This is a genomic window from Sporanaerobacter acetigenes DSM 13106, from assembly GCF_900130025.1.
Lineage (GTDB): Bacteria > Bacillota > Clostridia > Tissierellales > Sporanaerobacteraceae > Sporanaerobacter > Sporanaerobacter acetigenes.
The window spans coordinates 12802-39577 of the sequence record NZ_FQXR01000019.1 but is presented as its reverse complement, the minus strand read 5'-3'; the positions used below and the strand labels follow the sequence as shown (position 1 = coordinate 39577).

Here is a 26776-nt window from a genome sequence, read left to right as displayed (position 1 = left end):
CTCCTTAAACAATTATATTGTAAAATCATTATAGCATAATTTACAATATTTTTTTATCTTATTTGATTTTTCTTAACAAATTTTTACACAATTTTCTCCCAATATACCGTTCAATTCTTTTATTAATTTTTCATTTGCCCCATCAACCCAATAATTTCTATCAGCCATTATTACTTTTTTCTCATATTCTAAATAAACATATACAGGCATATCTCCACTGTATTTCACAAATATGTTTTTAAGATATTCAAAAGTTTTGAGTCCATCATCCTTTTCAAGCTTTATATACAATTTTTCCTTTTTATATTTATTTAGAGGAACAATAGATTCACAAATAATTTTAGGTTCGTCTTCCTCATTCAAACTAATTCTACCTTCTACTACAACTATATTATCTTCATCTAAATATTTTAAATATCTATCATATATCTTTGGAAATACTATCACTTCTATAGCTCCATAGAGATCTTCCAATGTAATAAAAGCCATCATATTGTTGTTTTTGGTTATTTTATTCTTTTTATTGTTTATGATTCCTCCCAAAATTACCTTTTCCCCATCTTGAAGTTCTGTATTCACCAATTCTCCATTTATATCTTCTTCTATTTGAAATAGTTCTGCAGTAGTGACTGTGGATATTTTCTTTAATTCACTTTCATAAGGAGCCAATGGATGACCACTTATATATATGCCTAGCATCTCTTTTTCCATAGTGAGAAGATTTTTTTGAGGAAACTCGCTTAATTTTGGCAAATTGTCCTCTTCTATTTCTCCACTCATAGATTCAAACAGAGAACATTGACCCTCGATATTTCTTTTCTTATCTTCATGAACACTGTCAATTATTTTTTCAAATACTGCTAATGCTTGAGCCCTATTAGCTCCTAGAGATTCTGTAGCTCCACATTTTATCAAGCTTTCAATTGCCCTCTTGTTTATGGCTTGGAAATCCACCTCTTCTACTCTCTGACAAAATTCAGTGAAACTTCTGAAAGGTCCGTCTTCTCTAGCTTTGACTATAGCTTTTATAAGACCTTCTCCCACATTTTTTACTGCACGAAGACCAAATCTTATCTTGCCATTAGATACAGTGAACTTCCCATAGCTTTCATTTATATCAGGAGGAAGTATATCTATCTTAAGTCTCTTACATTCTTGAATATAAAGAGACACTGAGTTTGTATTCCCCATGACACTAGAAATCAGTGCTGCCATAAATTCTACTGGATAATAATATTTTAACCAAGCTGTCCTATAAGCTACCATAGCATAAGCTGCTGAGTGAGATTTGTTAAATGCATATTTAGCAAAATCTATCATCTCATCATAAATTTTATTTGCAGATACTTCATCTACACCATTTCTTATGGCTCCAGCTATTTCTATTTCTCCATCCTCTCCTATTTTGCCGTAGATAAAATTTTTTCTTTCTTCTTCCATCACGTCCATTTTCTTTTTACTCATAGCACGTCTTACTAAATCTGCTCTTCCCATGGAAAATCCGCCAATATCTCTTACTATTTGCATTACCTGTTCTTGATAAACTATACAACCATAAGTTACTTTTAGTATGGGTTCCAATTTAGAATGGAGATATTTAATTTTTGAGGGATCATTTTTGCTTTCAATATATTTAGGTATTTGATTCATAGGTCCTGGTCTAAATAGTGAATTGGCTGCAACAATATTTTCAAATCCTGTTGGCTTAAGTTCCTTTAAAAACTGTCTCATTCCAGCACTTTCAAATTGAAATACCCCTAGAGTTTCAGCATTACTAAACATTTTATACACATTCTCGTCATCATAAGTAAAATTGGAAAAATCTATTTTAACTCCATGATTTTCTTCAATCAAGTTTACCGCATCTCTTATAACTGTAAGAGTCCGTAGTCCTAAAAAGTCCATTTTAAGTAAACCCAATTCTTCCAATTCTGTCATAGTAAATTGTGTGGTTATAGAATCATTGTTTCTTGACAATGGTACATATTCTCTAATTGGATCTTTAGATATAACTACCCCTGCAGCATGAGTAGATGTATGACGAGGCAATCCTTCTACTGCCATTGCCAAATCAATGAGTTCTTCTACTTCTTCTTTTTCATGATACATAGTATTTAGATTTTTATTAACTTCTAATGCTTTTTCAATAGTCATACCCAATTCCATAGGTATTTGTTTTGCAATAAAATCTACTTCCCCATAAGGCATATTTATGGCTCTACCTACATCCCTAATAGCACCTCTTGCCGCCATAGTACCAAATGTAACTATTTGAGCTACCCTATCTTCTCCATATTTTTTCACTACATATTCAATAACTTCTTCTCTTCTTTCATAGCAAAAATCCACGTCTATATCAGGCATAGTCACTCTTTCAGGATTTAAAAATCTTTCAAATATAAGTCCATATTTTAGTGGATCAATATCTATAATGCCTAGTGCATATGAAACTATGCTTCCGGCCGCAGAGCCTCTCCCAGGCCCTACCATTATTCCATTATCCTTTGAAAATTTAATGAAATCCCATACAATGAGAAAATAATCTGTATATCCCATGGTGACAATAGTATTAAATTCAAAATTAAATCTATCCATTATTTCATCAGTTATTTTGTCATATCTCTTGTTGAGACCCTCTATACATAATTTCTCCAAATACTCTACATTTGTATATCCATCTGGAACTTCATATTTAGGTAAATGCAGTGTTCCAAAATCTATATTTACATTGCATCTTTCGCCTATCAAAACAGTATTGTCTATAGCTTCTTCTACACCTTTAAATAGTTCTGACATTTCTTCATAGGATTTTAAATAAAATTCATCTGTAGGAAATTTCATTCTGTCTTCTTCATCAACAGTCTTACCTGTTTGTATACATAAGAGCACATCATGAACCTTTGCATCTTCTCTGGTCAAATAATGGACATCATTGGTAGCAATCAATGGTATACTCGTTTCCTTGCTCAATTTTATCAATTCTTCATTGACAAGTTTTTGCTCTCTAATTCCATGATCTTGAAGTTCCAAAAAGAAATTATTTTCTCCAAATATATTCCTATATATTAAGGCAGTTTTCTTGGCGCCTTCAAAATCCCCATTTAATATTTTGTTTTGTACCTCTCCACCTAAACAAGCACTGGTAGCTATCAAGCCTTCGCTATATTTTTTCAAAACTTCATGGTCTACTCTAGGTTTATAATAAAATCCATTTACATATCCTTCAGAAACTATCTTCATCAAATTGGAATAACCTTTATTGTTTTCTGCCAATAAAACTAAATGATAGGGACTTTTTTCTTTTGGATCTTTATCTGTATATCTGCCCTTGGAAATATATACTTCACACCCTAATATAGGTTTTATTCCTCTCTTTTTTGCTTCTTTATAAAAGTCAATTACTCCAAACATAGCGCCATGATCTGTAATGGCAATAGAGTCCATATCAAGCTCCACAGCTTTATCCAACAATTTCCCTATTCTATTGGCACCATCAAGTAAACTGTATTCAGTATGAACATGAAGATGTGTAAACTTACCTTTATTATCCATATAAATATCCTTTCTATTGTTTTCTTATATTATTTTATCACATATGAAATAAAACTCCTATATTTTCTAGGAGTTTTCACTAATTTAGTGTATCATCTATTAGTATAGAATTGTTCTCGAGAAGATTCAAATGATATGGTCTTAAGAGTTTTTGACCACTCTCATCATATCGAACTTCTACTACAGGTCTTAAAGGAAAGTTTTTATTTATATCTACCACAACACCTTTCACTCCTGTATTTAATACCACATTCCTATTCAATGAATACATAGCTATCTTTTCAATGAATACATCTACTATATGAGAATCAAACTGACTTTCTTTCATGGTAGTTAAATATTCAATAACTTCTTGATTTTTACCTTTTTTTCTATATACTCTCTCACTTGTCAAGGCATTATAGACATCGGCCACTGACACAATTCTAGAATATTCAGGTATATTTTCTCCTTTTAATCCATTGGGGTATCCTTTTCCATCATATCTTTCATGATGAAAAAGAGATATACTGATAGAATTTTCACTCATTTCAGGCACCTTTTGAAGAATTTTATAGCCATAAACAGTATGGTTTTTCATTTCCTGGAATTCACCATATGTAAGTTTATCAGGTTTTTTCAGTATTTCTTGAGGAACAAGTATTTTGCCTATATCATGTAAAATTGCTCCTTTTCCTAATTCAACCAACTCATCTCTACTATAATTTAAATTTTTGCCAAGTATTATAGAAAGTACACATACATCGACACAATGATCAAAAGTATAATCATCTACTGCTTTTATATCAAGTAAATTCATAAATATATCTTCACCATCTAACAACTCATCTACTATCTTTTCAACAACATACGTAATTTGTTTAATGTTTTTATCTTGGGAAAATGGGAGTCTTCTAATTGTCTCTTCAACTATATTTAGTGCTTCTTTCCGAGTCTTTTCTTTTACTATTTTTTGTATGTTATTGTCTTGAAGGCTCTCATCTTTTATGTAAATTGTCTTAATACCTTTTTCTTTTAAATTTTCTATATAGTTTTTTTTAAGATGGGCCCCTTTTCTTAAAAGAATTACACCACTAGTATTATATATATCTTTGGCTAATATCATTTCATCTACTGCATTATCCACTGAAATAAGCACCCTAAATCCCACCTTTATCTTTTGTTTATATACACCTCAGTTTATATTATACATCAAAAAAAATAAATATTTTGTAGAAATATAGGAATGGAACATATTTACTAATTTTTTTGCATAAAGAGTAAAAAATCTACTCTTTATGCATTAAATATTCTGTTTTCGATTAAATCCATAAGATCTTCCATAGCTTCTTTTTCATCTTCCCCTTTGGTAATAATGGATATTTCCTCACCTTGAAATACACCAAGACTCATCACCCCCATAATGCTCTTGCCATTTACCCTTTTATTATCTAGCTCTATATAAACATCACATAAGTATTTATTTGCAGTTTGAACAAAAATCGCTGCTGGTCGTGCATGAAGGCCTGCTTCATTTTTTAATACTACTTTTCTTTTTTCCAACTTATTTCCTCCCTCCATCTCTCAAATTTTCTGCAATTTCCTCGATTCTTCTAAATCTATGATTTACGCCTGATTTACCTACAGGTGGGTCAAGCATAGTCCCTAGTTCTTTTAAACTAGAATCCCTATGTTTTAATCTCAAATATGCTAATTCTAATAAATTTTTTGGTAGCTTCTCTAAACCTATAGTTGCATCTATATATTCTATATTTTCTATTTGCCTTAATGAAGCATCTATAGTCTTATCTAAATTTGCAGTTTCACAATTGACAATTCGGTTTATATTGTTTCTCACTTCTTTTAAAACCCTTATATCCTCCAATTTTAGCAATGCTTGATGAGCTCCCATTACATTCAAAAGATCCACTATTTGCTCTCCCTCTTTTAAATAAACTACATAGCTTTCTTTTCTAAACACTATCTTTGAATTCAAACCAAAACTATTGATTAAAGTGGAAAGGTTTTCTGCATGCTCCTCACTATTGGTAACAAATTCCAAGTGGTAGGTTTTTTCTGGGTTAGTTATAGAACCTCCTCCCAAAAAAGCGCCCCTTATATATGCCCTCTTGCAACATCTTTTTTTTATTATATTGCTGGGAATTTTGTAATTTAACTGAAACAAAGCATTTTCCCCATCCTGTATGAATCCAACATCCTCTAAAATTTTTTTTGTAATTTCTGTATTTGGAACAACTATTAAGTAATTGTTGTTTTTTTTCAATTGTTTATTTCTTCTAACCATGACTTCTACATTTGTATCGTATATGGTTTTCAATAAGGAAAAGGTTCTCCTAGCTATAGCAGCATTTTCAGTAGTAAATTTAAGAGTCACTTTATTTTGCCCACTTATTTGTATAAGGCCATTTATTCTCACAAGAGCTGCCAATTCTGCTTTGGCACAGCACATATCTTCTATAGGAATTCTAGAAAGTTCATTTTTTGTAAATGAAGAAAATGACATATTTATCTCTCCTAAATCTTTATCACTTTAATATAATATACTTCATAAAAGCTTTGTTGTAAAGAGTATTCATTTAATAAAGGATTTTTTGTTTTTTTATAGAATATTATGAGAGACTAAATTTTAAGGAGGTTTTTTTATGAATATTGCAATTGATAATATTACCAGCACACTTGTAGACCTTTTAAATATACCAAGCCCTACTGGTAATACAAAAAATGCCATAGATTTTGTGGAAAATCAATTTACATTTTTAGGCATTAAAACTTATAGAACCAACAAGGGCGCTCTTATAGGAACTATTGAAGGAAAAAACACTGACAAAGAGGTCACTCTTTCAGGTCATGTTGATACTCTTGGCGGAATGATAAAAGAAATAAAATCTAATGGTAGAGTTAAAATAACTCAAATAGGCGGGTATATGTGGAACTCAATTGAAGGTGAACATTGCACAATAGAAGCAAGCAATGGGAAACTATATACTGGTACTATTTTGACTACCAAAGCTTCAACTCATGTTCATGGCGGAGAAGCAAGTAGTCTTGAGAGAAATGCAAATAATATGGAAATCAGAATAGATGAAAAAGTTAAAAATAGTGAAGATGTTGAAAAACTTGGAATATCTGTTGGAGATTATGTATTCTTTGACCCAAGAGCTGCAGTCACTGATAGTGGTTTCATAAAATCCAGACATTTAGATGATAAAGCTGGAGTTGCTTCTATATTGGGAATTGCTAAATATTTAGTTGAAAATAAAATCACTCCTAATTATACTACAAATTTCTTCATTAGCAATTATGAAGAAGTAGGTCATGGTGCTAGTGCAGCTATTCCTCCTAAAACTTTTGAATTTATTGCTATAGATATGGCAGCTCCTGGAGAAGGCCAAACTTCTGATGAATACAGTGTGACCATATGTGCAAAAGATTCAAGTGGCCCATATGATTTAGAACTTAAAAAACATTTGGTGAATTTAGCAAAAGAAAATAATCTTAACTATAAAGTTGATATATATCCATTCTACGGTTCAGATGGAAGTGCTACATTGAGAGCTGGCAATGATTTCAAAGTAGGACTTATAGGACCAGGAGTTGATGCTTCTCATTCTCATGAAAGAACTCACAAAGAAGCAATAGAAAACACAATTAAATTAGGAATATTGTATTTGACTAAATAAGCAAAACCGCGGAAAATCCGCGGTTTTATTTAAGCATCATCCCTACCCATGTGACTTCATCATCCCTAAATTCGAGTTTTACTCCCAATTTATTTAATGTCTCAATAACATCTATTCCTAAAGACTCTGATGAAGGTCTTGCCCTTTCAGGATAAGGGCAAAATTTCTCTCCTAATACTTTTTTGCATGGTTTGCATAACCTACAATTTCCTGCTATAAGGGCCAAGGCCTTTTCATAGCCTAGACTTTTAGCTTTATATTCTATGTTTAGAAGTATTTGATGAAGTTCTTCCGAAGCTTCATAGTATTCTTCTCTATTGATTTTGTTTGTAATTTTTTTATTTTTCAAAACCACTATACAACTATCATAATTTTTCAATTTCTCTTTAAAATCTTCTACACTTCCTACACACGGCGGACACATAAAATTGTTTCCGTACTGTCCACATTTATTCTCCATACAATACTTTCTGACACTTCTATTTATGACTATATCTTTAACATCTATTGTACCTATAAATATGATATTTTGATTTTTTATATATTCTATAAACTTTTCTTTTAAAACCATGTTTTTTCTACCCTTCTATTTTTTTATAGTTTAAATATATAAAATAAACTAAAACTAATTTTAGAGGTGATTTAATGAATATAAATGAAAAATTTATTATAAGTCTTCAAGGAAAAAATTTTGTCACTTATGAAGGACTGCTGGACTTAGCACATCAAAAAAACTTAAAATCCATAGATGTAGAACTCATTCAAATTCCAAGCAAAGAAAACAATATGACTGCCATATGTAAAGCTACGGCAATTACAGACAATGAAAAATTTTCCGATATAGGTGATGCCAGTCCTCAATCAGTAAATACAAATATAGTCCCTCATTTAATCAGAATGGCTTCTACCAGGGCAAAAGCAAGAGTCTTGAGAGATTTAACCAATGTAGGAATGACATCTATAGAAGAAATATCTCTAAATGAAGAAATAGAAGAAATTCCAAAGATAAATCCTCATACTTTTCTTGAAGAACCTCCTACAAAAAGACAAATAGATACTATAAAAAAATTGTCCAATGAGTTAAATACAACTATTTCTTATGACAATCTAACTAAAAAAACAGCTGGAACACTAATTTCAAAGATGTTAGAAGAAAAAACTAAAATACATTGACAAAGAAAGCTTTAATAGTAAGCTTTCTTTGTTTTCCCATCTTTAGACAATCCTACAATTATGCTACTGAGTTTTAATGTATCATGTCGTATATAATCTTTTTTCACGTCAATTAAATTATCTTTTATGACAGTTATACCCATATCTTTCAATTTCTTTTCATCTTCATTTGTTAAAATTACTGGTCTAGCTCCATCTTCTTTATATTTTTCTAAAACTTCTTCAGGAATTTCTTCTATATTTGCAATTATATAGTCAAGTAAATCTGGTCTACTATGATCTAATATAGCTTCTACATGATTAGCTACAGTATAACCATCTGTCTCCCCAGGTTGAGTCATGACATTGGGAACATAAACCTTTACAGCTTTTGAATCACATATATGACCTACAATATTGTTAACAAGCAAATTAGGTATAACACTGGTATACAAACTGCCAGGGCCTAATACTATTATATCTGCATCTTTTATTGACTCTATGGCCTCTACCAAAGGATAACTGATTTGAGGTTCCGTATATATTCTTTTTATTTTGCTTTTACATTCATTGTTTCTAATTGGAATATTTGATTCTCCTTCAACTATTTCTCCATTTTCTAATACTGCACACAATTTTACATCTTCTAGAGTCATGGGAAGTACCTTTCCAGTCACTGCAAGAATATTTGAAGTTTCTCTCACTGCTACTTCAAAACTCCCATATATTTCATTCATAGCAGCTAAAAATAAATTTCCAAAACTCTGTCCTTTAAGTGAACCTTCTTTGAATCTATATTGAAGTACTTTTTCCATTTCAGGTTCTGTATTGGCAAGGGCTAAAATACAGTTTCTAATATCTCCAGGTGGAAGCATCCCCAAATCCTCCCTAAGAACTCCAGAACCACCACCATCATCTGCTACAGTGACTATAGCAGTAATATTTGAAGTGTATTCTTTAAGACCTCTTAAAAGGATGGACAGACCTGTCCCTCCTCCTATAGCTACAATTTTAGGTCCTTTAGATAATACTTTTTCCTTGTATATCATTTCATTTAAATCTTCCTTACTAATATCTCCGTTGATTTTCCCATTTTTCATTGCATTTATTATTAATTTTATAGCTCTTCTTGCGGAAAAAATTATCAAAAATACTCCCAATAAAGTAAATATTATTTTTACATTCGTCTTATTGCTAGCAAATGCATTGTACATAAAACCAGACAATCCTAGGGTCACCAAAAATATTCCTATCACACCCAACAATATCCATCCTGTTATAATCATTTTAGACTTGATTTTTCTACTCATGGCAATTTCCCCTTTAATTTATTCTGCATTCTCTATGATTTAATATGACTCTATTGCCTTTCTCCAAAAGCCTTTCATAAAGAACATCAGCTATAGCAACAGATCTGTGCTTTCCTCCGGTACAACCTATACCAATAACCAATTGAGTCTTCCCCTCTTTTATATAATAAGGAATGAGAAAGTCCAGCATATCTATTAATTTGTTGATAAATATTTTAGTTTGTTCCCACTTGAGTACATAATCTCGTACATTCTTATCATTTCCTGTGTATTCTTTTAATTCTTCTATGTAATAGGGATTTGGCAAAAATCTCACATCAAATACCAAATCAGCATCTAAAAGTATTCCATATTTAAAACCAAAAGAAACTACAGATATAGTCAATTTCTTTGATTCTTCCCCTTCAACAAATATTTTCCTTATTTCTTCTTTAAGCATTCCAATAGTTAAATTAGAAGTGTCTATGATATAATCAGATTTTCCCTTGACTTCTTCAAGAAGTTTTCTTTCTTTTGTGATACCATCAATTATTCTTCCGTTTACACTCAAAGGATGAGGTCTTCTAAGCTCCTTATATCTTTTAATTAAAACAGTATCGGATGCATCTAAAAAAAGAATCCTATATTTAAGTCCTTTATTTTTAAGTTTATCTAGGCTATTGAATAATGCATCAAAAAATTTACCTCCTCTTATATCTACAACAACTGCTACTTTCTTTATATTCCTCTTTGATTCATAACACAATTCAGCAAAACCCGGCAATAGCTGTGGTGGAAGGTTGTCCATGCAATAAAAGTCTATATCTTCCATTGCCTTCATTGCTTGGCTTTTCCCTGCTCCAGACAATCCTGTGATTATTACAAATTCCATATCCATATCATCACCTCCAATAATTAATCTATAGCATTTACTATTCTTTCTACTGGTACTTTTGCCTTTTCTGCTCTTTCTAATCCTTTTTTTAAATTTCCAACATTTTCAGGAGTATGAGCGTCACTATTTATATAGAATTTGACATCTTCTTTTAGTGCTATTTCTATTTCATCTACAGTTAAATGACTATGACTTGAATTTATCTCAAGGGCAGTACCCACTCTAGCAGCTTTCTTTGCAATTCTAGCTATATCCACATAGACTTTAGAACCAGGATGGGTTATTAAGTCTATAGGATATCTATCCATAGCTTTTATAAGAGCCATGGTATTCATTTCAGTCATTGTCTTTTTCATTCCTGGCACAAATTTAGATAAAAAGTTTAGTATATACAATTTAGACCAATCTACAGGGTTCCTAGGCATAGCACCAAAATGAAAGCCTAGAAGAAGTACATCAAGAAGTTCTATTTCTTCTCTACTTAAATCTATAGTACCATCATATCCTATAATATTGGCTTCCATACCAAAGAGAATTTTGATTTCTCTAGATTCATACTCCTTATTTAATTCATCAATTTCTCTTCTCATGAGTTCTATATTTTTTCTCTTCACTCCGTAACTCACATGTCCAGGGCCATGATCACATATAGCAATTTCTTTAAGACCCTTTTTTAGAGCCTCTTCTACATTATCTCTTATAGTTCCCTTTCCATGACTGTATATAGTATGTGTATGATAATCTCCTATTAATATCATATCTTTTCCTTTCTATTTTTCTCCAATAATTTTTATTTCTGGTTCCAAACACACATCAAAATTGTCTTTTACAACTTTTTGCACTAATTGTATCAGTGTTGTAACATCTTTGCAACGTGCATTTCCTAAATTAACTATAAATCCACAATGTTTATCTGAAATCTGTGCATCTTTATATCTAACTCCCCTGAGACCTGAATCATCTATAAGCTTCCCCGCAAAATGGCCTTCTGGTCTTTTAAAAGTACTTCCCCCACTAGGAAGATGTAATGGCTGCTTTGAATTTCTCTTTTCAGTAAGTTCTCTCATGGTTTTTTCTATTTTCTCAAAATTTCCTTTGCGAAGTTCCATTTCAACTTCAAGAGCTATTAAATTTTCATCTTCTATTCTACTTCCTCTATATCTGAAATTCATCTCATCTCTGGTATATTCAACTATATTTCCATTCCCATCAAGACATTTAACTTTAGCCACTATATCCTTCATTTCACCACCATAAGCTCCTGCATTCATAGTTACAGCTCCACCAATACTACCTGGTATGCCACTAGCAAATTCTAAGCCTGTAAGAGAATTCTTTAAGGCAATTTTGCTTACAACTGTGACCAAGGCTCCAGCTTGAGCTTTAATAGTATTGCCTTCAACTGAAATATTTCCCAATCCTTCTGAATTTTTTATGACAACTCCTCTAATACCCTTGTCACTAACCAACAAATTGGTTCCATTTCCCATTACATAATAATCTATATCATTTTTTTTGCAAATATTTATGGCTTCAACAAGTTCTTCTTCACATGTAGGTATGACCATTACATCTACTGGTCCACCTATTTTAAATGAAGTATGATTTTTCATAGGTTCATCTATGAGTATTTTTGCAAATTTCAATTGTTCACTTAGCAATCTATTTAAATTATTTTCCAAAAAAACCACTCCTGTCATTTATTCATAATCAATATTATACATTATCTCGTCAACTCTTCTACCCTCTTCTTTGCATCCTCTATTGCCTCTTTTGAGGATTTTTCTTTTAGTATTGCCTTTTTTAATTCTTCTTGCAATATAACATCTATCTTTTCCCAATTTTTTTCTTTAGGCAAAACTACTACATGGTCAAGAGAAGACTCAATTTTTTTCATTCTAAAATTGTCCATATACATATTATCTATACCCTTTTTCACTGAAAAAAGTCCAAGCTTTTCAAGAGTCCTTTGATTAGATTCTCCCATTAAGAATTTGAGAAATTTTACGCACATTTCTGTTTTCTTTATATCTTCATCTTTGACAATTCCAAAGGATGCTATACTACTTGTCAATACTCTCGGAGTTTTCTCATCTCCACTAGGATAATTCGCCACATCAAAATTAAACCCTTCCCCATTATTTTGAAGATCAAACAATGCTTTTACTGCCCAAGAGCCTGTAGGATATACCGCTACATTTTTATCAATGCTAAACATTTCCCAACATTCCTCTTCTCCTATTATACCAAAAAATTCAGGAGTTACTTCATATTTATATTTCAAATCCAAAACCCTATCTATTCCTTTAACTGCTTCTTCTCCATAAAAAGAATAATTTTCTCTTTTACAATCTAAAATATCAGCCCCATCCCCAAGTATTAGTCCCCAAATATTATAATAATTGGGTTCTACAAAAGAAACAAATCCATAGTGATCAATTAGTCCATCTCCATCAAAATCAAAGGTAAGAGACTTAAGAGTCTCTACAAATTCTTCATAAGTCCAATTCCCATCATGAGGTGAAGATACTCCTCTTTCATTAAACAAATCTAAATTTAAATACATAACATAAGTATTCATGGCAAAAGGTATTCCAATCAATTTGTCATCATATGTAGTAGCTTTTAACGCTTCATCTCTAAATTCATCTAGTTCTTCTTTGGAAAAATATTTATCTAGTACTTCAAGCTTTTCGAAATCATCAAATTTATAACTTATGGGGATTATATCTGGACCGTCAGCACCTTTCATACTTTCACTTATGAGTTGTGGGCCGCTTTTCCAATCCAGTGGTGTAAATTCAATATATACGCCAGGATTTTTCCTTTCAAAAGCTTTTATTTTCCCTTGAATCCAGCTATATCTACTTCCACTTTCTAAATCTAGTCTTGGATAATCATAAATTTTTATCATTCCAGTATAACTTTCTTCTTCTACATCAGTAAGAGATTCCACATCATTAAAATGTGTATATATAGACCAAAATATAATAAAAGCAATTAAAATAATACCAGCTAATTTCTGTTTTTTGCCTTTCAAAGAAAACACCTCCCGAATATAAAATATTCAAAAGAGATGCAATTTATGTATAAGACAGCGAGTATAGAAGCCACGCTATGGCAAAAATCTGATTTTATTGTTTAAATCAATTTTTGTGGGTATAACTATAGATAGAAACTATAGCTTGTATAATTATTATAATAATTATCAATAGGAGTGATTTTATGGAAAATGAAATTAAAGCAAGCTGTACTAGACCTACAATAGAAAAGAATTCAGAAAATAAAACTACTAATGTAGTTGAAACAATTAAAAAGGAGGATGAATATAAAATGATAAAAGTCGGAAAACCTGCACCAAACTTTACTGCGCCAGCCTTTCATGATGGCAAATTTACGAAAGTTAGTCTAGAGGATTATAAGGGAAAATGGGTACTATTGTGTTTCTATCCAGGAGATTTCACCTTTGTCTGAGCTACTGAAGTTTCAGCAGTTGCTGAAAAATATCCTGAATTGCAAGGCTTAGATGTGCAAGTTCTTTCAATAAGTGTAGACTCAATATTTGTTCATAAAATGTGGAATGAACATGAATTATCTAAAATGATTGGTAAAAACATTCCATTTCCAATGCTAGCAGACCAAGATGGAAGTATTGGAAAAATGTATGGTATTTATGATGAAGATAGCGGAGTTGAAACAAGAGGAAGATTCATTATCGATCCAGATGGCATCATTCAGGGTTTTGAAGTACTTACACCACCAGTTGGAAGAAATGTAGGAGAAACTATAAGACAAATAAAAGCTTTCCAATTGGTAAGAGAAACAAAAGGCAGAGAAGTTACTCCTTCAGGTTGGAAACCAGGAAAAACTACTCTAAAACCTGGCCCAGAACTTGTAGGCAACGTTTGGAAACATTGGAAAGTTAACGAAGCTTTTGATGACTAATGATTTTTTGTGGCAGTGAGACTATAGTCTCACTGCCTTATTATTAATTGGTTTTAATTCTCTCATAAAGTTTAACAGTATCTTCTCTCTGTGCCATATCTGGGTTACTAATATCTTCTAGAGTTGCTCCCATAACTATGCAAATATATTCATGACCATCCTTTACACCAAGTGTTGCCCAACATTCTCCAGCTTCATATGTTGTCCCCGATTTGCCCCCAACAATCTCAAAACCTTCTTCTGATATCCCATCAAGTTTTGAAAGAACCGTTGATTCTAACACAATTCCATCAGGATGATCCATAGTAGATGTAGTCTTGAAAGTCTTCTTAGTAAAAATTGCTCTAAAATCACCATTGTCCAAAGCATAATCCAAAAGCTTGGCCATGTCATAAGCTGAGGTATATTGATCCTTATTGTGAAGACCTTCCGGACTGGTAAAATGAGTATCTTCAAGTCCAAGTTCAGAAGCCTTTTCATTCATAAGTTGCACAAAATCTTGGGTACTCCCTGCCACATTTATAGCAAGAGAATTAGCAGCTTCACCACCGGAGCTTAAAATTGTTCCATAAAGAAGATCCCTGTATGTTACTGCTTCTCTACCATAAAATCCAGCCATAGAAGCATTATTCTCTACCATTTTTCTATATGTCTCTACATCTATAGGGGCAACTGCTGATAGATCATCAATATGTTCAAGTGCTACAATAGTTGTCATAATCTTTGCAAGCGATGCAGGATATGCCCTTTTCCTTGAATTCTTTTCATATTCTACACTTTTATTTTCTCGGTCCAATACATAAATATATCTACTAGAATAATCATCAGAATTAAATACATTTGAAAATTTCGCTAAATTAAGATCAAAAAAACTAGATTTGTTTTTTAATGTAGCAATTAAAAATAAGAGTATTATTATAATCATCAAACGTTTAAAAATTTTTTTCATCATATGTACCTCCCGCTTAGTCATTAATCATTTCATAAAAATACACCTTAGTTTCTGATACAATGTTATCAAAAATCAAGGTGTATTTCTTTCGTTTTGTATTACTAAATACTTACGATTTTCTTACAAAATTAAATTGGAAGTTTTACACTCATTTCTATAATATCATCTTGGCTCTTAGCCGCAATAGTACCACCATGAGCTGTTACGATTGATTTTGCAATAGCCAGTCCAAGTCCAGCATTTCCAGTCTCGGAACTTCTAGAAGAATCAAGTCTAAAAAACTCATCAAAAATATGATCAAGTTTTGCACTGGGGATTGTTGCCCCTCTATTTGCAATAACTATATTTACAAAATTTTCATTTTTATTTACACAAACATCAATTTTACTATCAGCATAAGAATAATTGATAGCATTTCTAATGATATTGTCAACAACCCTTTCAATCTTATTTGTATCAATATTTATATTAATTCCAGATTCAATATTGCTATTAATGCTAAGATTTTTTTCTCTTAACAACGGCTTGAACTCATAAATGATTTGCTCCATCATAAAACTAAAATCAACTGTAGACTTTTCAAGTACAATATCATTTAAATTATAACGTGTTATATCGAAAAATTCATTGATTAAATCTTCAAGCCTTAATGCTTTGTCATAGACAATTCCAAGATATTTCTTGCGAAATCTTTCACTAATATCATTTTCTTCTTTGAGAATAGTTAAATACCCTATAATTGAAGTCAATGGTGTTTTTAAATCATGGGCGAGATATATAATTAAATCATTTTTCCTATTTTCAGAATCCCTAGCTATTTTCTCGTTTTCCCTCAATTTAAACTTAATTTTATTCATCTTGTCATTTACTTCTTTCAAATCTCCCGAAAGAATAATCATTTCATCATCTTTTTTATATACCTCTTCCATTGCACTAATAATCTCATCCATATATTTTAATGATTTTTTAAAACACCTTAATATTATAATAGCGTATCCAAATGTTAATACTAAAAAAATTAAAAAAGCTTTATTGTTATTTGCCCAATGAAAAAAAGGATACATAAATTCATACCCAAAATATGTTTTTCTACTTAAGATTACCTTAAATACAAAAAATAACAACAAAATAATTACAGTATATAAAATAGCCCAAAAGACAAATTTCAGTTGGAATTTTTTCTTAAAATAATTATAATAATCATTCAATTATATATCCTACCCCCCAAACAGTTTTAATAAATTTGGGCTTTCTAGTATTCTCGCCCATCTTTTCTCTCAATCTTGCAATATGAGCCATAACAGTATTGTTGTTATTTATATATTTATCTCCCCAAACATTAGTAAACAGCTCTTCTGAAGAAATAACCCTTCCCCTGTTTTTAGCTAGATACAATAAAATGTCATATTCCAAAGGCGTAAGATCTATAACTTTTTCATTAAGATAAACTTTATGTGAATTCATATTTATATGTAAGCCATTAATGTCAATAAAATCTGATTCAATCTCTTTATTGTACAATTTAGTCCTTCTAATCTGAGTCTTGACCCTTGCAATAAGTTCAAGAGGATTAAAAGGCTTCGTGATATAATCATCAGCACCAATAGTCAAACCCATTATCTTATCAATATCTTCAACTTTAGCAGTAAGCATAATGACGGGATAAAAATATTTTTCTCTAATCTTCTTTAAAATAGTAAAACCATCAATGTCTAGAAGCATAATATCCAAAATAGCTAAGTCAATATCTTGACTTTCAATAACACTTAAGGCTCCCTTGCCAGTATTAACTTTTATTACTTCATATCCCTCATTTTGAAGATAAAATTCTAACAAATCAGCTATTTCCTTTTCATCATCAACCACAAGAATTCTAGTCATCTTACCCTCCAAATAAAATAATCTTCGATTTATTTCCACTCTTACACAAATTGATTATATCACTTTTATTTTATCCTTGCCATAAAAAACCGCTTCACAGATAGTATTCTGTGAAGCGGTTTTGAGACAGTGAGAACCGTCCCTGCTGTCTCATTTATTCAGCCATTTTTTTGTATTTGTCGTATCTAGCCTTTGCGTCTTGTTCTGCTTTCTTAAACAATTCTTCTGCTATTTCTGGGAAAGTTCGTTTTAGTGAAGTATATCTAACTTCTGTATTCAAGAAATCAATGAAGCTAGCAGTTGGTTCTTTAGAATCTAGAGTAAATGGATTCTTTCCTTCTTCCTCTAGCACTGGATTGTACCTATATAGATGCCAATATCCAGATTCTACTGCTTTCTTTTCTTGATTTTGGCTAGTTCCCATTCCAGTCTTAATTCCATGATTGATACATGGTGCATAAGCTATAATAAGTGATGGTCCATTGTAACTTTCTGCTTCTGTTAAAGCTTTTATCAATTGATTTTTATCTGCTCCCATAGCTACTTGAGCTACATATACATAGCCATAAGAAGCTGCTATCATACCTAAATCTTTTTTTCTAACTCTCTTTCCAGATGCAGCAAATTTAGCAACAGCTGCTGTTGGAGTAGCCTTTGATGATTGTCCACCAGTATTTGAATAAACCTCTGTATCAAATACCAATACATTTACATCTTCTCCTGAAGCAAGTACATGATCTAGACCACCAAATCCTATATCATATGACCAACCATCTCCACCAAATATCCAAAGAGATTTCTTAATTAGATAATCTCTAAGTTCATCTATTCGACTTAATACTTCTTTTCCTCTTTCATTGGCAATATCTTTCTTTAGCAATGGAAGAATCTTAAGTGTTGCAGCTTTTGAAGCCTTTGCTTCATCTTTTCCTTCAACCCATTCACTGAAAGCAGCATTTAGTTCACTGTCAACATCTAATTCAATGAATTCTTTCATAAGTCCTTCTAATTTATTTCTTAATTGTTTGATAGCTACTGACATACCATATCCGTATTCAGCATTGTCTTCAAACAATGAATTCGCCCAAGCTGGTCCTTTGCCTTCTTTGTTTGTACAATATGGAGTAGCAGGTGCACTAGCTCCCCAAATTGATGAACATCCTGTAGCGTTGGCAATTACCATTCTATCTCCAAACAATTGAGTAACTAATTTGGCATATGGAGTTTCTCCACATCCAGCACAAGCTCCTGAGAACTCTAGCAATGGTTGAGCAAATTGACTTCCCTTGATATTGTTTCTAGCCATAAGTTCTTCTTTTGGTTCAACTGTCATAGCAAAATCCCAGTTTTTAGATTGAACTTCTACTAGATTTTCTAATGGTTTCATAACCAATGCCTTTTCCTTTGCAGGACATATATTAGCACAGTTTCCACAGCCTGTACAATCAAGTGGACTTACTTGTATACGGTATTCAAGGCCTTCAAGTCCTTTACCCATAGCTTTCTTAGTTTCAAATGATTCTGGTTTGTTTTTAGCTTCCTCTGCATTTACCAATATTGGTCTAATTGCTGCATGAGGACATACAAATGAACATTGATTACATTGGATACAATTGTCTATTTGCCATTCTGGAATATTTACAGCAATACCACGTTTTTCATAAGCTGCAGTTCCATGTGGGAATGATCCGTCTTCTCTCCCTACAAAAGTACTTACAGGAAGTTTATCTCCTTCTTGTCTATTCATTGGAATTAGAACATTCTTAATGAAATCTGGCACTTCTTTGTCACAAGCTGCTTCTTCGTCTTCAGCATCTTTCCAACTTGCTGGAACTTCAACTTTAACTAAGGATTCAATTCCTCTGTCAACCGCCTTGAAGTTCATGTCAACAACTTCTTGACCTTTCTTTCCATAAGTCTTAACTATAGAATCTTTCAAATATTTAACAGCTTCTTCTATTGGTATAACTTTTGCAAGTTCAAAGAAAGCTGATTGCATAATCATATTTGTTCTATTTCCAAGTCCTATTTCGCTTGCAATACTTGTAGCATTTATAATATAGAAGTTTATATTGTGTTCAGCTAAATATCTCTTAACATTTCCTGGCAATCTTTCTTCTAATTCATCAACTGACCAAGTAGTATTTAGAAGGAATGTACCACCATCTTTTAATCCATCTAATACACTATATTGGTGAACATAAGATTGTTTTGAACAAGAAATAAAATCAGCCTCATCAATTAAATAAGTAGATCTTATAGGTTGTTTTCCAAATCTCAAATGCGATATAGTAACTCCACCTGATTTCTTACTGTCATATGCAAAATATCCTTGAGCATACATATCTGTATTGTCTCCAATGATCTTTATTGCACTCTTGTTTGCACCAACAGTTCCATCAGAACCTAGTCCCCAGAATTTACATCTTATTGTTCCTTCTTGGGCAGTTTTTATTTCTTCTTTTATATCTAGTGATGTATGAGTTACATCATCTACTATACCTATTGTGAATCCATCTTTTGGATTGTCTTGTTTCAAGTTTTCAAATACAGCATAAATTTGTGATGGAGTAGTATCTTTTGAACCTAATCCATATCTTCCGCCAACAATTATAGGAGCATCTTCTTTTCTATAGTATAGAGAACGAACATCTAAGTATAGTGGTTCTCCCAATGCACCTGGTTCTTTAGTCCTATCAAGAACTGCTATTTTCTTAACTGTCTTTGGCATTACATCAAAGAAATATTTTTCTGAGAATGGTCTATATAGATGAACTTTAAGTACTCCGACCTTTTCTCCTTTATCTCTTAAGTAATCAACCGTTTCTTCAATAGCCTCTGTCACTGAACCCATAGCCACTATAACATTTTCAGCTTCTGGATCTCCATAATAGTTGAATGGTTTATATTCCCTACCTGTAATCTCTGAAATTTCCTTCATATAATCGTTAACTATGTCCGGAATTCTTTCATAGAATATATTTGATGCTTCTTTAGCTTGGAAGAATATATCTGGGTTTTGTGCTGTACCTTTTGTATATGGATGCTCTGGATTTAACGCTCTATTTCTAAATTCATTTACTGCGTCCATATCAACTAATCTTTCATATTCTTTATAATCAATTAATTCAATCTTTTGAATTTCATGACTTGTTCTAAAACCATCAAAGAAATGTACAAAAGGTACTCTACCTTTTATAGCACTTAGATGAGCTACTCCAGCTAAGTCCATTACTTCTTGAACACTACCTGAAGCTAAAAGAGCAAATCCTGTTTGTCTAGCAGCCATAACATCTGAATGGTCTCCAAATATTGATAGTGCATGACCTGCAATTGCTCTAGCAGTTACATGAAATACACCTGGCATCAATTCTCCTGCTATCTTATACATATTAGGAATCATAAGTAATAATCCTTGAGAAGCAGTAAATGTACTTGTCAAAGCTCCTGCTGACAATGACCCATGAACAGCTCCTGCTGCTCCTGCTTCTGATTGCATTTCAGTAACTCGTACTTCTTGACCAAAAATATTCTTTTTCCCATGGGCAGCCCAATCATCAATTAACTCTGCCATTGGTGAAGATGGTGTTATTGGGTAAATTGCTGCTACATCAGTAAAAGCGTATGCAACATAGGCTGCAGCAGTATTGCCGTCCATGGTCTTCATAACTTTTGTCATTTATAGACCCCCTTTATAATAATTTTCAATTTGTTTAACACTTTATAGTACTAAATATTTTTATGCCCACAAGGCACATTCTATTTTCAGTATATTAAACATGAGTTATAAAGTCAACCAACAAAATATTAATAAATTTGTAGTTGTTTTTCAAACCCTCATATTTGCTAGTTCTAAGGTTCTAATTGTTTGTTATGATTTTATCAATCTACTTTATGATAGTCTTTTTTTCTCTTATCAATTTCATTTTTAACTCTTTCTCCAAGTTCTTTTGCAGCATTATATCCTAAAATTTTTTGTCTATTGTTCCTAGCTGCAACTTCTACTATCATGGCAGTGTTTCTTCCTGGTCTTACTGGTATAACTAATTTAGGTATCTTTATACCTAAAATTTCTGTATATTCTTCATCTAAACCTATTCTGTCATATTCTTTGTTTTCGTCCCAGAATTCTAATTCTATAACCATATCTATGAATTCCCATTTTTTAACGGCTCCTACACCATAAAGCCTTTCTATATCAAGTATTCCTATGCCTCTTATTTCCATAAAATGTCTTATTATTTCTGGTGCAGTTCCTCTAATATCATCTTCTACTCTTTTTATCTCTACAGCATCATCTGCTATAAGCCTGTGACCTCGTTTGATGAGTTCAAGAGCTGTTTCACTTTTTCCTACACCGCTTTTACCAGTCAACAATATACCCATACCATATACTTCTACCAATACTCCATGAACTGTAATTTCAGGAGCCAATACATCGTCCAAATAGTTTATGAGCAAATTTACAAATTTGGTAGTGGAATATTCAGTTCTTAAAATTGTCCTGTTTTTTTCCTTTGCAAATTGAATCATTTCAGGAAATGCTTCTAAATCCCTAGCTATAACAACAGCAGGTATTGGATAAGAAAACATTTTTTCTATTCTTTCAAGTTTTACTTGTTCATCTAAGCTGTCAAAATAATACCACTCCACATTTCCTATTATCTGTAGTCTTTCATAGGCAAAATAATCAAAATATCCTGCCAGCTGAAGTCCTGGTCTATTTACATCACTTTTATTTATCTTCACCTTATTTATATTGTCTGCACAATATATAGTTTCTAAATTTAAATCTTCTATCAATTTGTCCAATGTAACATAATCCATACCATCACTTCCCCATTTTTATTCTTCACTTTTTTTATTGTCTTTTCTAAAAAAATTGTACACTTCTACTGCCACAGTTTTGTTCATTCCTTCAACATCTACGAGTTCTTCCAAGGAAGCTTTTTTTATTCCATCTACACTTCCAAAAGCCTTTAAGAGTGCTCTTTTTCTTTTATCACCTACACCATTTATGTCATCTAATACAGATTTGAACATCTTTTTACTTCTCAAACTTCTGTGATAACTTATAGCAAATCTATGAGCTTCATCTTGAATTCTAGTTATTAATTTAAAAGTTCCTTCGCTTTCCTCTAAATTTATTTCATTGTTTTTATATATAATACCCCTAGTTCTGTGAAATTCATCTTTTACAAGTCCACATACAGCTATATCTATGACTAAATCTTTGAGTACCCTTTCTACTATATTTACCTGTCCCTTTCCTCCATCTATCATGATGAGATCTGGTAGACAAGAAGGCCATCTTTCAAATCTCCTCTTTATAATCTCTGCCATACTAGCATAGTCATTTGGACCTATAACTGTCTTTATCTTAAATCTTCTATAATCACTTTTTTTAGGTACTCCATTTTCAAATACTACCATACTCCCTACAGGTTCTACTCCTTGAATATTGGATATATCAAAAGCCTCTATCCTAAATGGTATTTTATCTAATTCCATGATACTTGCCAATTCTTCCAAAGCTTTTTCTCTTTCTTTTGTTTTCCTCTTTATATCTTCTCCATATTGATTTAGAGTATTTAGAGCATTGCTTCTGACCATTTCCATCAACTGGCTCTTCTCGCCTCGTTTTGGAATCCTTATATCTACTTTGGTTCCTCTCTTCTCGCTCAGCCATTTTGATACTACCTCTATATCTTCAAATTCTTCTTCTACAAATATTTCCTTTGGTACATAAGCTGTTCCAAGATAAAACTGTTTTATAAACGAACTCAATATTTCACTTCTATCTAGATGCTCCACATCAGACAAAATAAAATGCTCTCTTCCCATAATCTTACCTGCTCTTATAAAAAAGACTTGCACGCATACATCTTCAACACCTCTAGCCATACCTATAATATCTTGATCTATTATATTGCTAGCAGAAACAATCTTCTGCTTTTCAAGAATTAATTTCAGTGAATTTACCTGATCCCTATATTTTGCTGCATTTTCAAAGTCTAAATTTCTAGAAGCCTCATTCATTTTCTCAACTATCATCTCTACAAGTTTCTCTTCTCTACCATTTAGAAACATAAGTATTTCATCTATCATTTCCAAATACGTCTTCTCATCTACATTTCCTTGGCATGGTGCTAGACATCTGCCTATATAATAGTTAAGACAAGGTCTATCTAATACTTTTTCTCCATTAAGCTTTAATTTGCAAGTTCTAATAGGATATAAATTCCTGATTATTTCAAGAGCATCATTGACTGCATATCCACTTGGATAGGGTCCAAAATACTTTGCTCCATCCTTCAATACTTTTCTGGTCTTTATAACTCTAGGATATTTTTCGTTTGTAGTTACTTTTATATAGGGATATTGTTTATCATCTCTTAGAAGTACATTGTACTTAGGCTTATGCTTTTTTATCAAATTTGATTCAAGTATTAAAGCTTCTACTTCATTGTCTACTATTATGTACTCAAATTCACTTATATTTTTAACCATGGCATTTACTTTAACTGTATTATTTCTTGAAGATTGAAAGTATTGTCTTACTCTTCTTTTTAAAGATATTGCTTTACCTACATAAATTATTTCTCCACTTTCATTCTTCATTATATATACTCCTGGTTTATCAGGCAGTTTTTTTAGCTCTTCCTCTATATTAAACATAAAATCACCTTTCTATTTAAATATATCATTATATTATTATAAGTAAATTGAATAAGATTTTTCAATAATATATAATATATATCATAACAATATTTTAGGAGGCTTGTTTATGGTGAAAATGAAAAAATCTATAGCATTTTTTATATCCTTTATGGTGACAATTGCATTTATATCTATTTTGCCCCTCATATTAAATCCAATGTTAAAAAATTCATCTAGGGCAAAAGATAGTATACTTCCCATAATACTTTCTATAGGTCTTATATTTTTTATGTTTTTTCAAGGATTTTTAAAATTTAAATGGAACAAAAAATTATTATCCCAAAGCAAAGTTTTTTTAGAAATAGATGGGGACAATTTCACCAAAACGGAAAAATCATGGATTTATCTATTTTTAGTTCTAATATATTTTGCCTCAGTTATAGCCAATGTCTCTTTTAAATCTATATCTATAATCAATATAGTCCTTTTTGTTGTTTTTTTGATTATCTCAATATTTTTACTCAAATATTCTGAAAAAACCATGAAAATAATATTTACACAAGAAGGAATTGTTGTGACGGGAATGGATTTGAGAATAGATATCCCTCTTGGTCAACCTCTCCATAATACTACAGGTTTTTATCCATATACTATGATTGACGGATATCTGCCATTACAAGATGGAATAGAATTGTTTATCGAATATGAACAAGGAAAAATAACATTAAATACAAGGGGAGAAGAAAAAAATCAAATTCTATATATACTCAAGCAAAATGAAATAGAAATGAGAAAATATTTATAAAAGCATCCAAAAAAGGATGCTTTATCTTTTGCTATTTAAGACTGGTTCTGCATATTTATATTCAATAGTTTTGTTAGCCTTTGGAATAACGATATCTTCTTCTTTGGTGATTTTTATATCAAACATTGAATCATCAACTAAATTTTTGACTACTTCATATAAATTGTCTTGATTACCAATAGCTTTTATGGCAAAAGGTGTATTGGTAGAAGTTCCATTTATCTCAAAGTGATTCCCTGCCACTTCTATTTCTGTATGATTGGTAAATCTCAAATCATTTATTGCAATGGCATCTGCTCCACCAAGTTTTAATGAATTAATTATAAACATCAACAATTCTTTTTTTTCAAATAAAACTTGTTCATCAGTAAAATAAAAAAAGTCATCATAAAGATCATTTATTTCTATTAAAATACCAGACCCATGCACATCTTCATATCCTATCATAATCTTGTATTTTTGGATATCATCAAATACCTCTTTTACTTCATCATCTTCTTCCACAACACCTTTTTCATAATTGTTTACAATTTTATTTGCACTTTTTATTTCATCTTCTAACAATTTGTTAGCTTCTCTTTCTTTTTTGATTTGATTAACTAATTGATTGTTGCTTCTATTGATTGGCAATTTCACATTCAATATATTGTTTACTGTCTTAGTTTGAAAAGCAATCAATATACCTAAAAAAATACTTACGAAAAATATAAGAAGATTTTCCTTTTTAATTTTTATACCCCCCTTTGCAAAAATGAGGATTTTATATATTATTACTCTATAATTATAACACAAACTATTCAATATTTATATATATTCTAATTTCAAATACGAATTGTAGAAATTTTCTTGATATTTTCTCCCAAAATGTGGTATGATATATGTGTATCATATTAAATAAATGTAATAAATATATTTTAACAGATATCAAACAGGGGGTGAATGTTTTGGCTGTATCTAACAAGATCTTAAAGACGTTGGGAATTGAAGTTAAAGATTTAAAAGATGATGCAATTTATCGTTGTTCAGTAAAAGACAAAAAAGGGGAAAAAACAAGAGAAGAACTAATTGAGATAACAGGAATCGAACTAAAAACACTTGCAGAAATGCAAGGTTACAAAAAAGGTATGATTAGATACAACAAAAATTTATACTATGATGTCGTAGAAGAAAAAGAAAAGCTTTTGGTTCACTAATTCAATCAAAATTTCTATAGGAAGACATAAATGTCTTCCTATATTTTTTGTGATATAATACTGGATATAAACTCAAGCAAGGATGGATAAAATGAAAATAACAAAAATAGAATCTCAAAAAAATAAGAATAGAGTAAATGTATATATAGATGAAAATTTTGCCTTTGGCATAGATATAGAAATACTCTACAAATATAGTTTAGAAGTAGATATGGAAATAGATGAAAGTTTTATAAAAGATGTACTTCAAGGTGAAGAACAAAATAGAGCTAACAATTACGCCTTAAATCTTCTCTCGTATAGATGGAGATCAGAATGTGAAATAAGAAATAGCATGAACACTAAAGGATATAGTCAAGATACCATAGATAATACTATCAAATTTCTAAAAGAACAAGAACTAATAGATGATAGAAGATTTGCCGAAAGTTTCATAAAAGATAAAATAAATTTCAGAGATTGGGGAAGTTATAGACTCAAACAAGAGCTTTTCTCAAAAGGCGTATCTAAAAATATAGTAGATGAAGTAATAGAAAAATATTGCGATGACGAATTTGAAAGAGCCATGAACTTAGCAAGTAAAAAAATCAAGTCTTATAAAAATGACGATAAAAATGCCATCTATCGCAAATTAGGTGGATATCTTCAAAGAAAAGGCTATTCTTATGATGTAATTTCCAGTGTATTGAAAGAGTTGTTAAAATAGCAAATGCATATTTATACATCGATGCATAATCTTTCACTTTCCATAATATTTTGAATATATCATTTT

The 26776-nt window shown here is 31.3% G+C and carries 23 protein-coding genes; 6 read left to right on the top strand and 17 right to left on the bottom strand.

Annotated features, from left to right (window positions below; all coding sequences use genetic code 11):
• Nucleotides 1-72: 72 nt before the first annotated feature.
• The 4 genes from BUA21_RS13080 to whiA form a co-directional block, all read right to left on the bottom strand.
• The gene (locus BUA21_RS13080; protein ID WP_072745284.1) at nucleotides 73-3552 is read right to left on the bottom strand and encodes a DNA polymerase III subunit alpha; all 3480 of its coding nucleotides are present in this window, start codon (nucleotides 3550-3552) and stop codon (nucleotides 73-75) included.
• A 79-nt stretch (nucleotides 3553-3631) separates the two neighbouring features.
• Nucleotides 3632-4690 (bottom strand): HD-GYP domain-containing protein, encoded by a 1059-nt coding sequence (locus BUA21_RS13075; RefSeq protein ID WP_084604306.1) that lies wholly within the window; start codon nucleotides 4688-4690, stop codon nucleotides 3632-3634.
• Nucleotides 4691-4827: 137 nt separating this feature from the next.
• The gene (locus BUA21_RS13070) at nucleotides 4828-5094 is read right to left on the bottom strand and encodes an HPr family phosphocarrier protein (RefSeq protein WP_072745283.1); all 267 of its coding nucleotides are present in this window, start codon (nucleotides 5092-5094) and stop codon (nucleotides 4828-4830) included.
• Between the two features lies 1 nt (nucleotide 5095).
• On the bottom strand, nucleotides 5096-6055 hold the full coding sequence (gene whiA, locus BUA21_RS13065) for a DNA-binding protein WhiA (protein WP_072745282.1): 960 nt from the start codon (nucleotides 6053-6055) through the stop codon (nucleotides 5096-5098).
• Between the two features lie 139 nt (nucleotides 6056-6194).
• On the opposite strand from whiA, the gene BUA21_RS13060 reads away from it, so the two are divergent.
• On the top strand, nucleotides 6195-7232 hold the full coding sequence (locus BUA21_RS13060) for a M42 family metallopeptidase (protein ID WP_072745281.1): 1038 nt from the start codon (nucleotides 6195-6197) through the stop codon (nucleotides 7230-7232).
• A 25-nt stretch (nucleotides 7233-7257) separates the two neighbouring features.
• Here the strand turns inward: BUA21_RS13060 and BUA21_RS13055 are convergent, their stop codons facing one another.
• Nucleotides 7258-7803 (bottom strand): DUF2284 domain-containing protein, encoded by a 546-nt coding sequence (locus tag BUA21_RS13055; RefSeq protein ID WP_072745280.1) that lies wholly within the window; start codon nucleotides 7801-7803, stop codon nucleotides 7258-7260.
• A 74-nt stretch (nucleotides 7804-7877) separates the two neighbouring features.
• On the opposite strand from BUA21_RS13055, the gene BUA21_RS13050 reads away from it, so the two are divergent.
• The gene (locus BUA21_RS13050) at nucleotides 7878-8405 is read left to right on the top strand and encodes a hypothetical protein (RefSeq protein WP_072745279.1); all 528 of its coding nucleotides are present in this window, start codon (nucleotides 7878-7880) and stop codon (nucleotides 8403-8405) included.
• An 11-nt stretch (nucleotides 8406-8416) separates the two neighbouring features.
• Here the strand turns inward: BUA21_RS13050 and BUA21_RS13045 are convergent, their stop codons facing one another.
• Genes BUA21_RS13045 through BUA21_RS13025 form a run of 5 tightly spaced genes read right to left on the bottom strand, consistent with a single transcriptional unit; the run spans nucleotide 8417 to nucleotide 13608 of the window.
• Nucleotides 8417-9694 carry a gluconeogenesis factor YvcK family protein gene (locus BUA21_RS13045; protein ID WP_072745278.1) on the bottom strand — a complete coding sequence of 426 codons (1278 nt, stop codon included), beginning with the start codon at nucleotides 9692-9694 and terminating at the stop codon, nucleotides 8417-8419.
• A gap of 13 nt (nucleotides 9695-9707) precedes the next feature.
• Complete coding sequence (rapZ, locus tag BUA21_RS13040; protein ID WP_072745296.1) at nucleotides 9708-10565, bottom strand: RNase adapter RapZ; 858 nt, start codon at nucleotides 10563-10565, stop codon at nucleotides 9708-9710.
• 23 nt (nucleotides 10566-10588) lie between these two features.
• Nucleotides 10589-11326 (bottom strand): PHP domain-containing protein, encoded by a 738-nt coding sequence (locus BUA21_RS13035; protein ID WP_072745277.1) that lies wholly within the window; start codon nucleotides 11324-11326, stop codon nucleotides 10589-10591.
• Nucleotides 11327-11338: 12 nt separating this feature from the next.
• Entirely contained in the window at nucleotides 11339-12250 is a 912-nt protein-coding gene (gene murB / locus BUA21_RS13030) for a UDP-N-acetylmuramate dehydrogenase (protein ID WP_268801919.1), read from the bottom strand.
• Nucleotides 12251-12291: 41 nt separating this feature from the next.
• A complete protein-coding gene (locus BUA21_RS13025) occupies nucleotides 12292-13608 on the bottom strand; it encodes an ABC transporter substrate-binding protein (RefSeq protein ID WP_072745275.1) in 1317 nt (438 codons plus the stop codon).
• Nucleotides 13609-13793: 185 nt separating this feature from the next.
• Here BUA21_RS13025 and prxU point away from each other — a divergent pair, with 185 nt between their 5' ends.
• Nucleotides 13794-14513 (top strand): thioredoxin-dependent peroxiredoxin, encoded by a 720-nt coding sequence (gene prxU / locus BUA21_RS14985; RefSeq protein WP_084604305.1) that lies wholly within the window; start codon nucleotides 13794-13796, stop codon nucleotides 14511-14513.
• A gap of 43 nt (nucleotides 14514-14556) precedes the next feature.
• Here the strand turns inward: prxU and BUA21_RS13015 are convergent, their stop codons facing one another.
• The 6 genes from BUA21_RS13015 to uvrC all read right to left on the bottom strand — a co-directional run bounded on the left by BUA21_RS13015 (nucleotide 14557) and on the right by uvrC (nucleotide 24024).
• Entirely contained in the window at nucleotides 14557-15462 is a 906-nt protein-coding gene (locus BUA21_RS13015; protein ID WP_233242553.1) for a D-alanyl-D-alanine carboxypeptidase family protein, read from the bottom strand.
• 131 nt (nucleotides 15463-15593) lie between these two features.
• The gene (locus BUA21_RS13010; RefSeq protein ID WP_159429112.1) at nucleotides 15594-16415 is read right to left on the bottom strand and encodes a sensor histidine kinase; all 822 of its coding nucleotides are present in this window, start codon (nucleotides 16413-16415) and stop codon (nucleotides 15594-15596) included.
• Between the two features lie 250 nt (nucleotides 16416-16665).
• Nucleotides 16666-17346, bottom strand: coding sequence for a VanR-ABDEGLN family response regulator transcription factor (vanR, locus tag BUA21_RS13005; protein WP_072745272.1), 681 nt, complete (start codon nucleotides 17344-17346; stop codon nucleotides 16666-16668).
• Nucleotides 17347-17500: 154 nt separating this feature from the next.
• Nucleotides 17501-21025, bottom strand: a complete 3525-nt coding sequence (gene nifJ / locus BUA21_RS13000) for a pyruvate:ferredoxin (flavodoxin) oxidoreductase (RefSeq protein ID WP_072745271.1) — start codon at nucleotides 21023-21025, stop codon at nucleotides 17501-17503.
• 203 nt (nucleotides 21026-21228) lie between these two features.
• A complete protein-coding gene (hprK, locus tag BUA21_RS12995; protein WP_072745270.1) occupies nucleotides 21229-22173 on the bottom strand; it encodes an HPr(Ser) kinase/phosphatase in 945 nt (314 codons plus the stop codon).
• Nucleotides 22174-22191: 18 nt separating this feature from the next.
• A complete protein-coding gene (gene uvrC, locus BUA21_RS12990) occupies nucleotides 22192-24024 on the bottom strand; it encodes an excinuclease ABC subunit UvrC (RefSeq protein ID WP_072745269.1) in 1833 nt (610 codons plus the stop codon).
• 109 nt (nucleotides 24025-24133) lie between these two features.
• Between uvrC and BUA21_RS12985 the strand changes: the two genes are divergently transcribed.
• The gene (locus tag BUA21_RS12985) at nucleotides 24134-24811 is read left to right on the top strand and encodes a hypothetical protein (RefSeq protein WP_072745268.1); all 678 of its coding nucleotides are present in this window, start codon (nucleotides 24134-24136) and stop codon (nucleotides 24809-24811) included.
• A 21-nt stretch (nucleotides 24812-24832) separates the two neighbouring features.
• On the opposite strand, the gene BUA21_RS12980 is transcribed toward BUA21_RS12985, so the two are convergent.
• The gene (locus BUA21_RS12980) at nucleotides 24833-25447 is read right to left on the bottom strand and encodes a DUF881 domain-containing protein (RefSeq protein ID WP_234973721.1); all 615 of its coding nucleotides are present in this window, start codon (nucleotides 25445-25447) and stop codon (nucleotides 24833-24835) included.
• 308 nt (nucleotides 25448-25755) lie between these two features.
• On the opposite strand from BUA21_RS12980, the gene BUA21_RS12975 reads away from it, so the two are divergent.
• Together BUA21_RS12975 and BUA21_RS12970 are read left to right on the top strand one after the other, a co-directional pair.
• Complete coding sequence (locus BUA21_RS12975; protein ID WP_072745267.1) at nucleotides 25756-26004, top strand: hypothetical protein; 249 nt, start codon at nucleotides 25756-25758, stop codon at nucleotides 26002-26004.
• 91 nt (nucleotides 26005-26095) lie between these two features.
• A complete protein-coding gene (locus tag BUA21_RS12970; protein ID WP_072745266.1) occupies nucleotides 26096-26710 on the top strand; it encodes a RecX family transcriptional regulator in 615 nt (204 codons plus the stop codon).
• Nucleotides 26711-26776 lie beyond the last annotated feature (66 nt).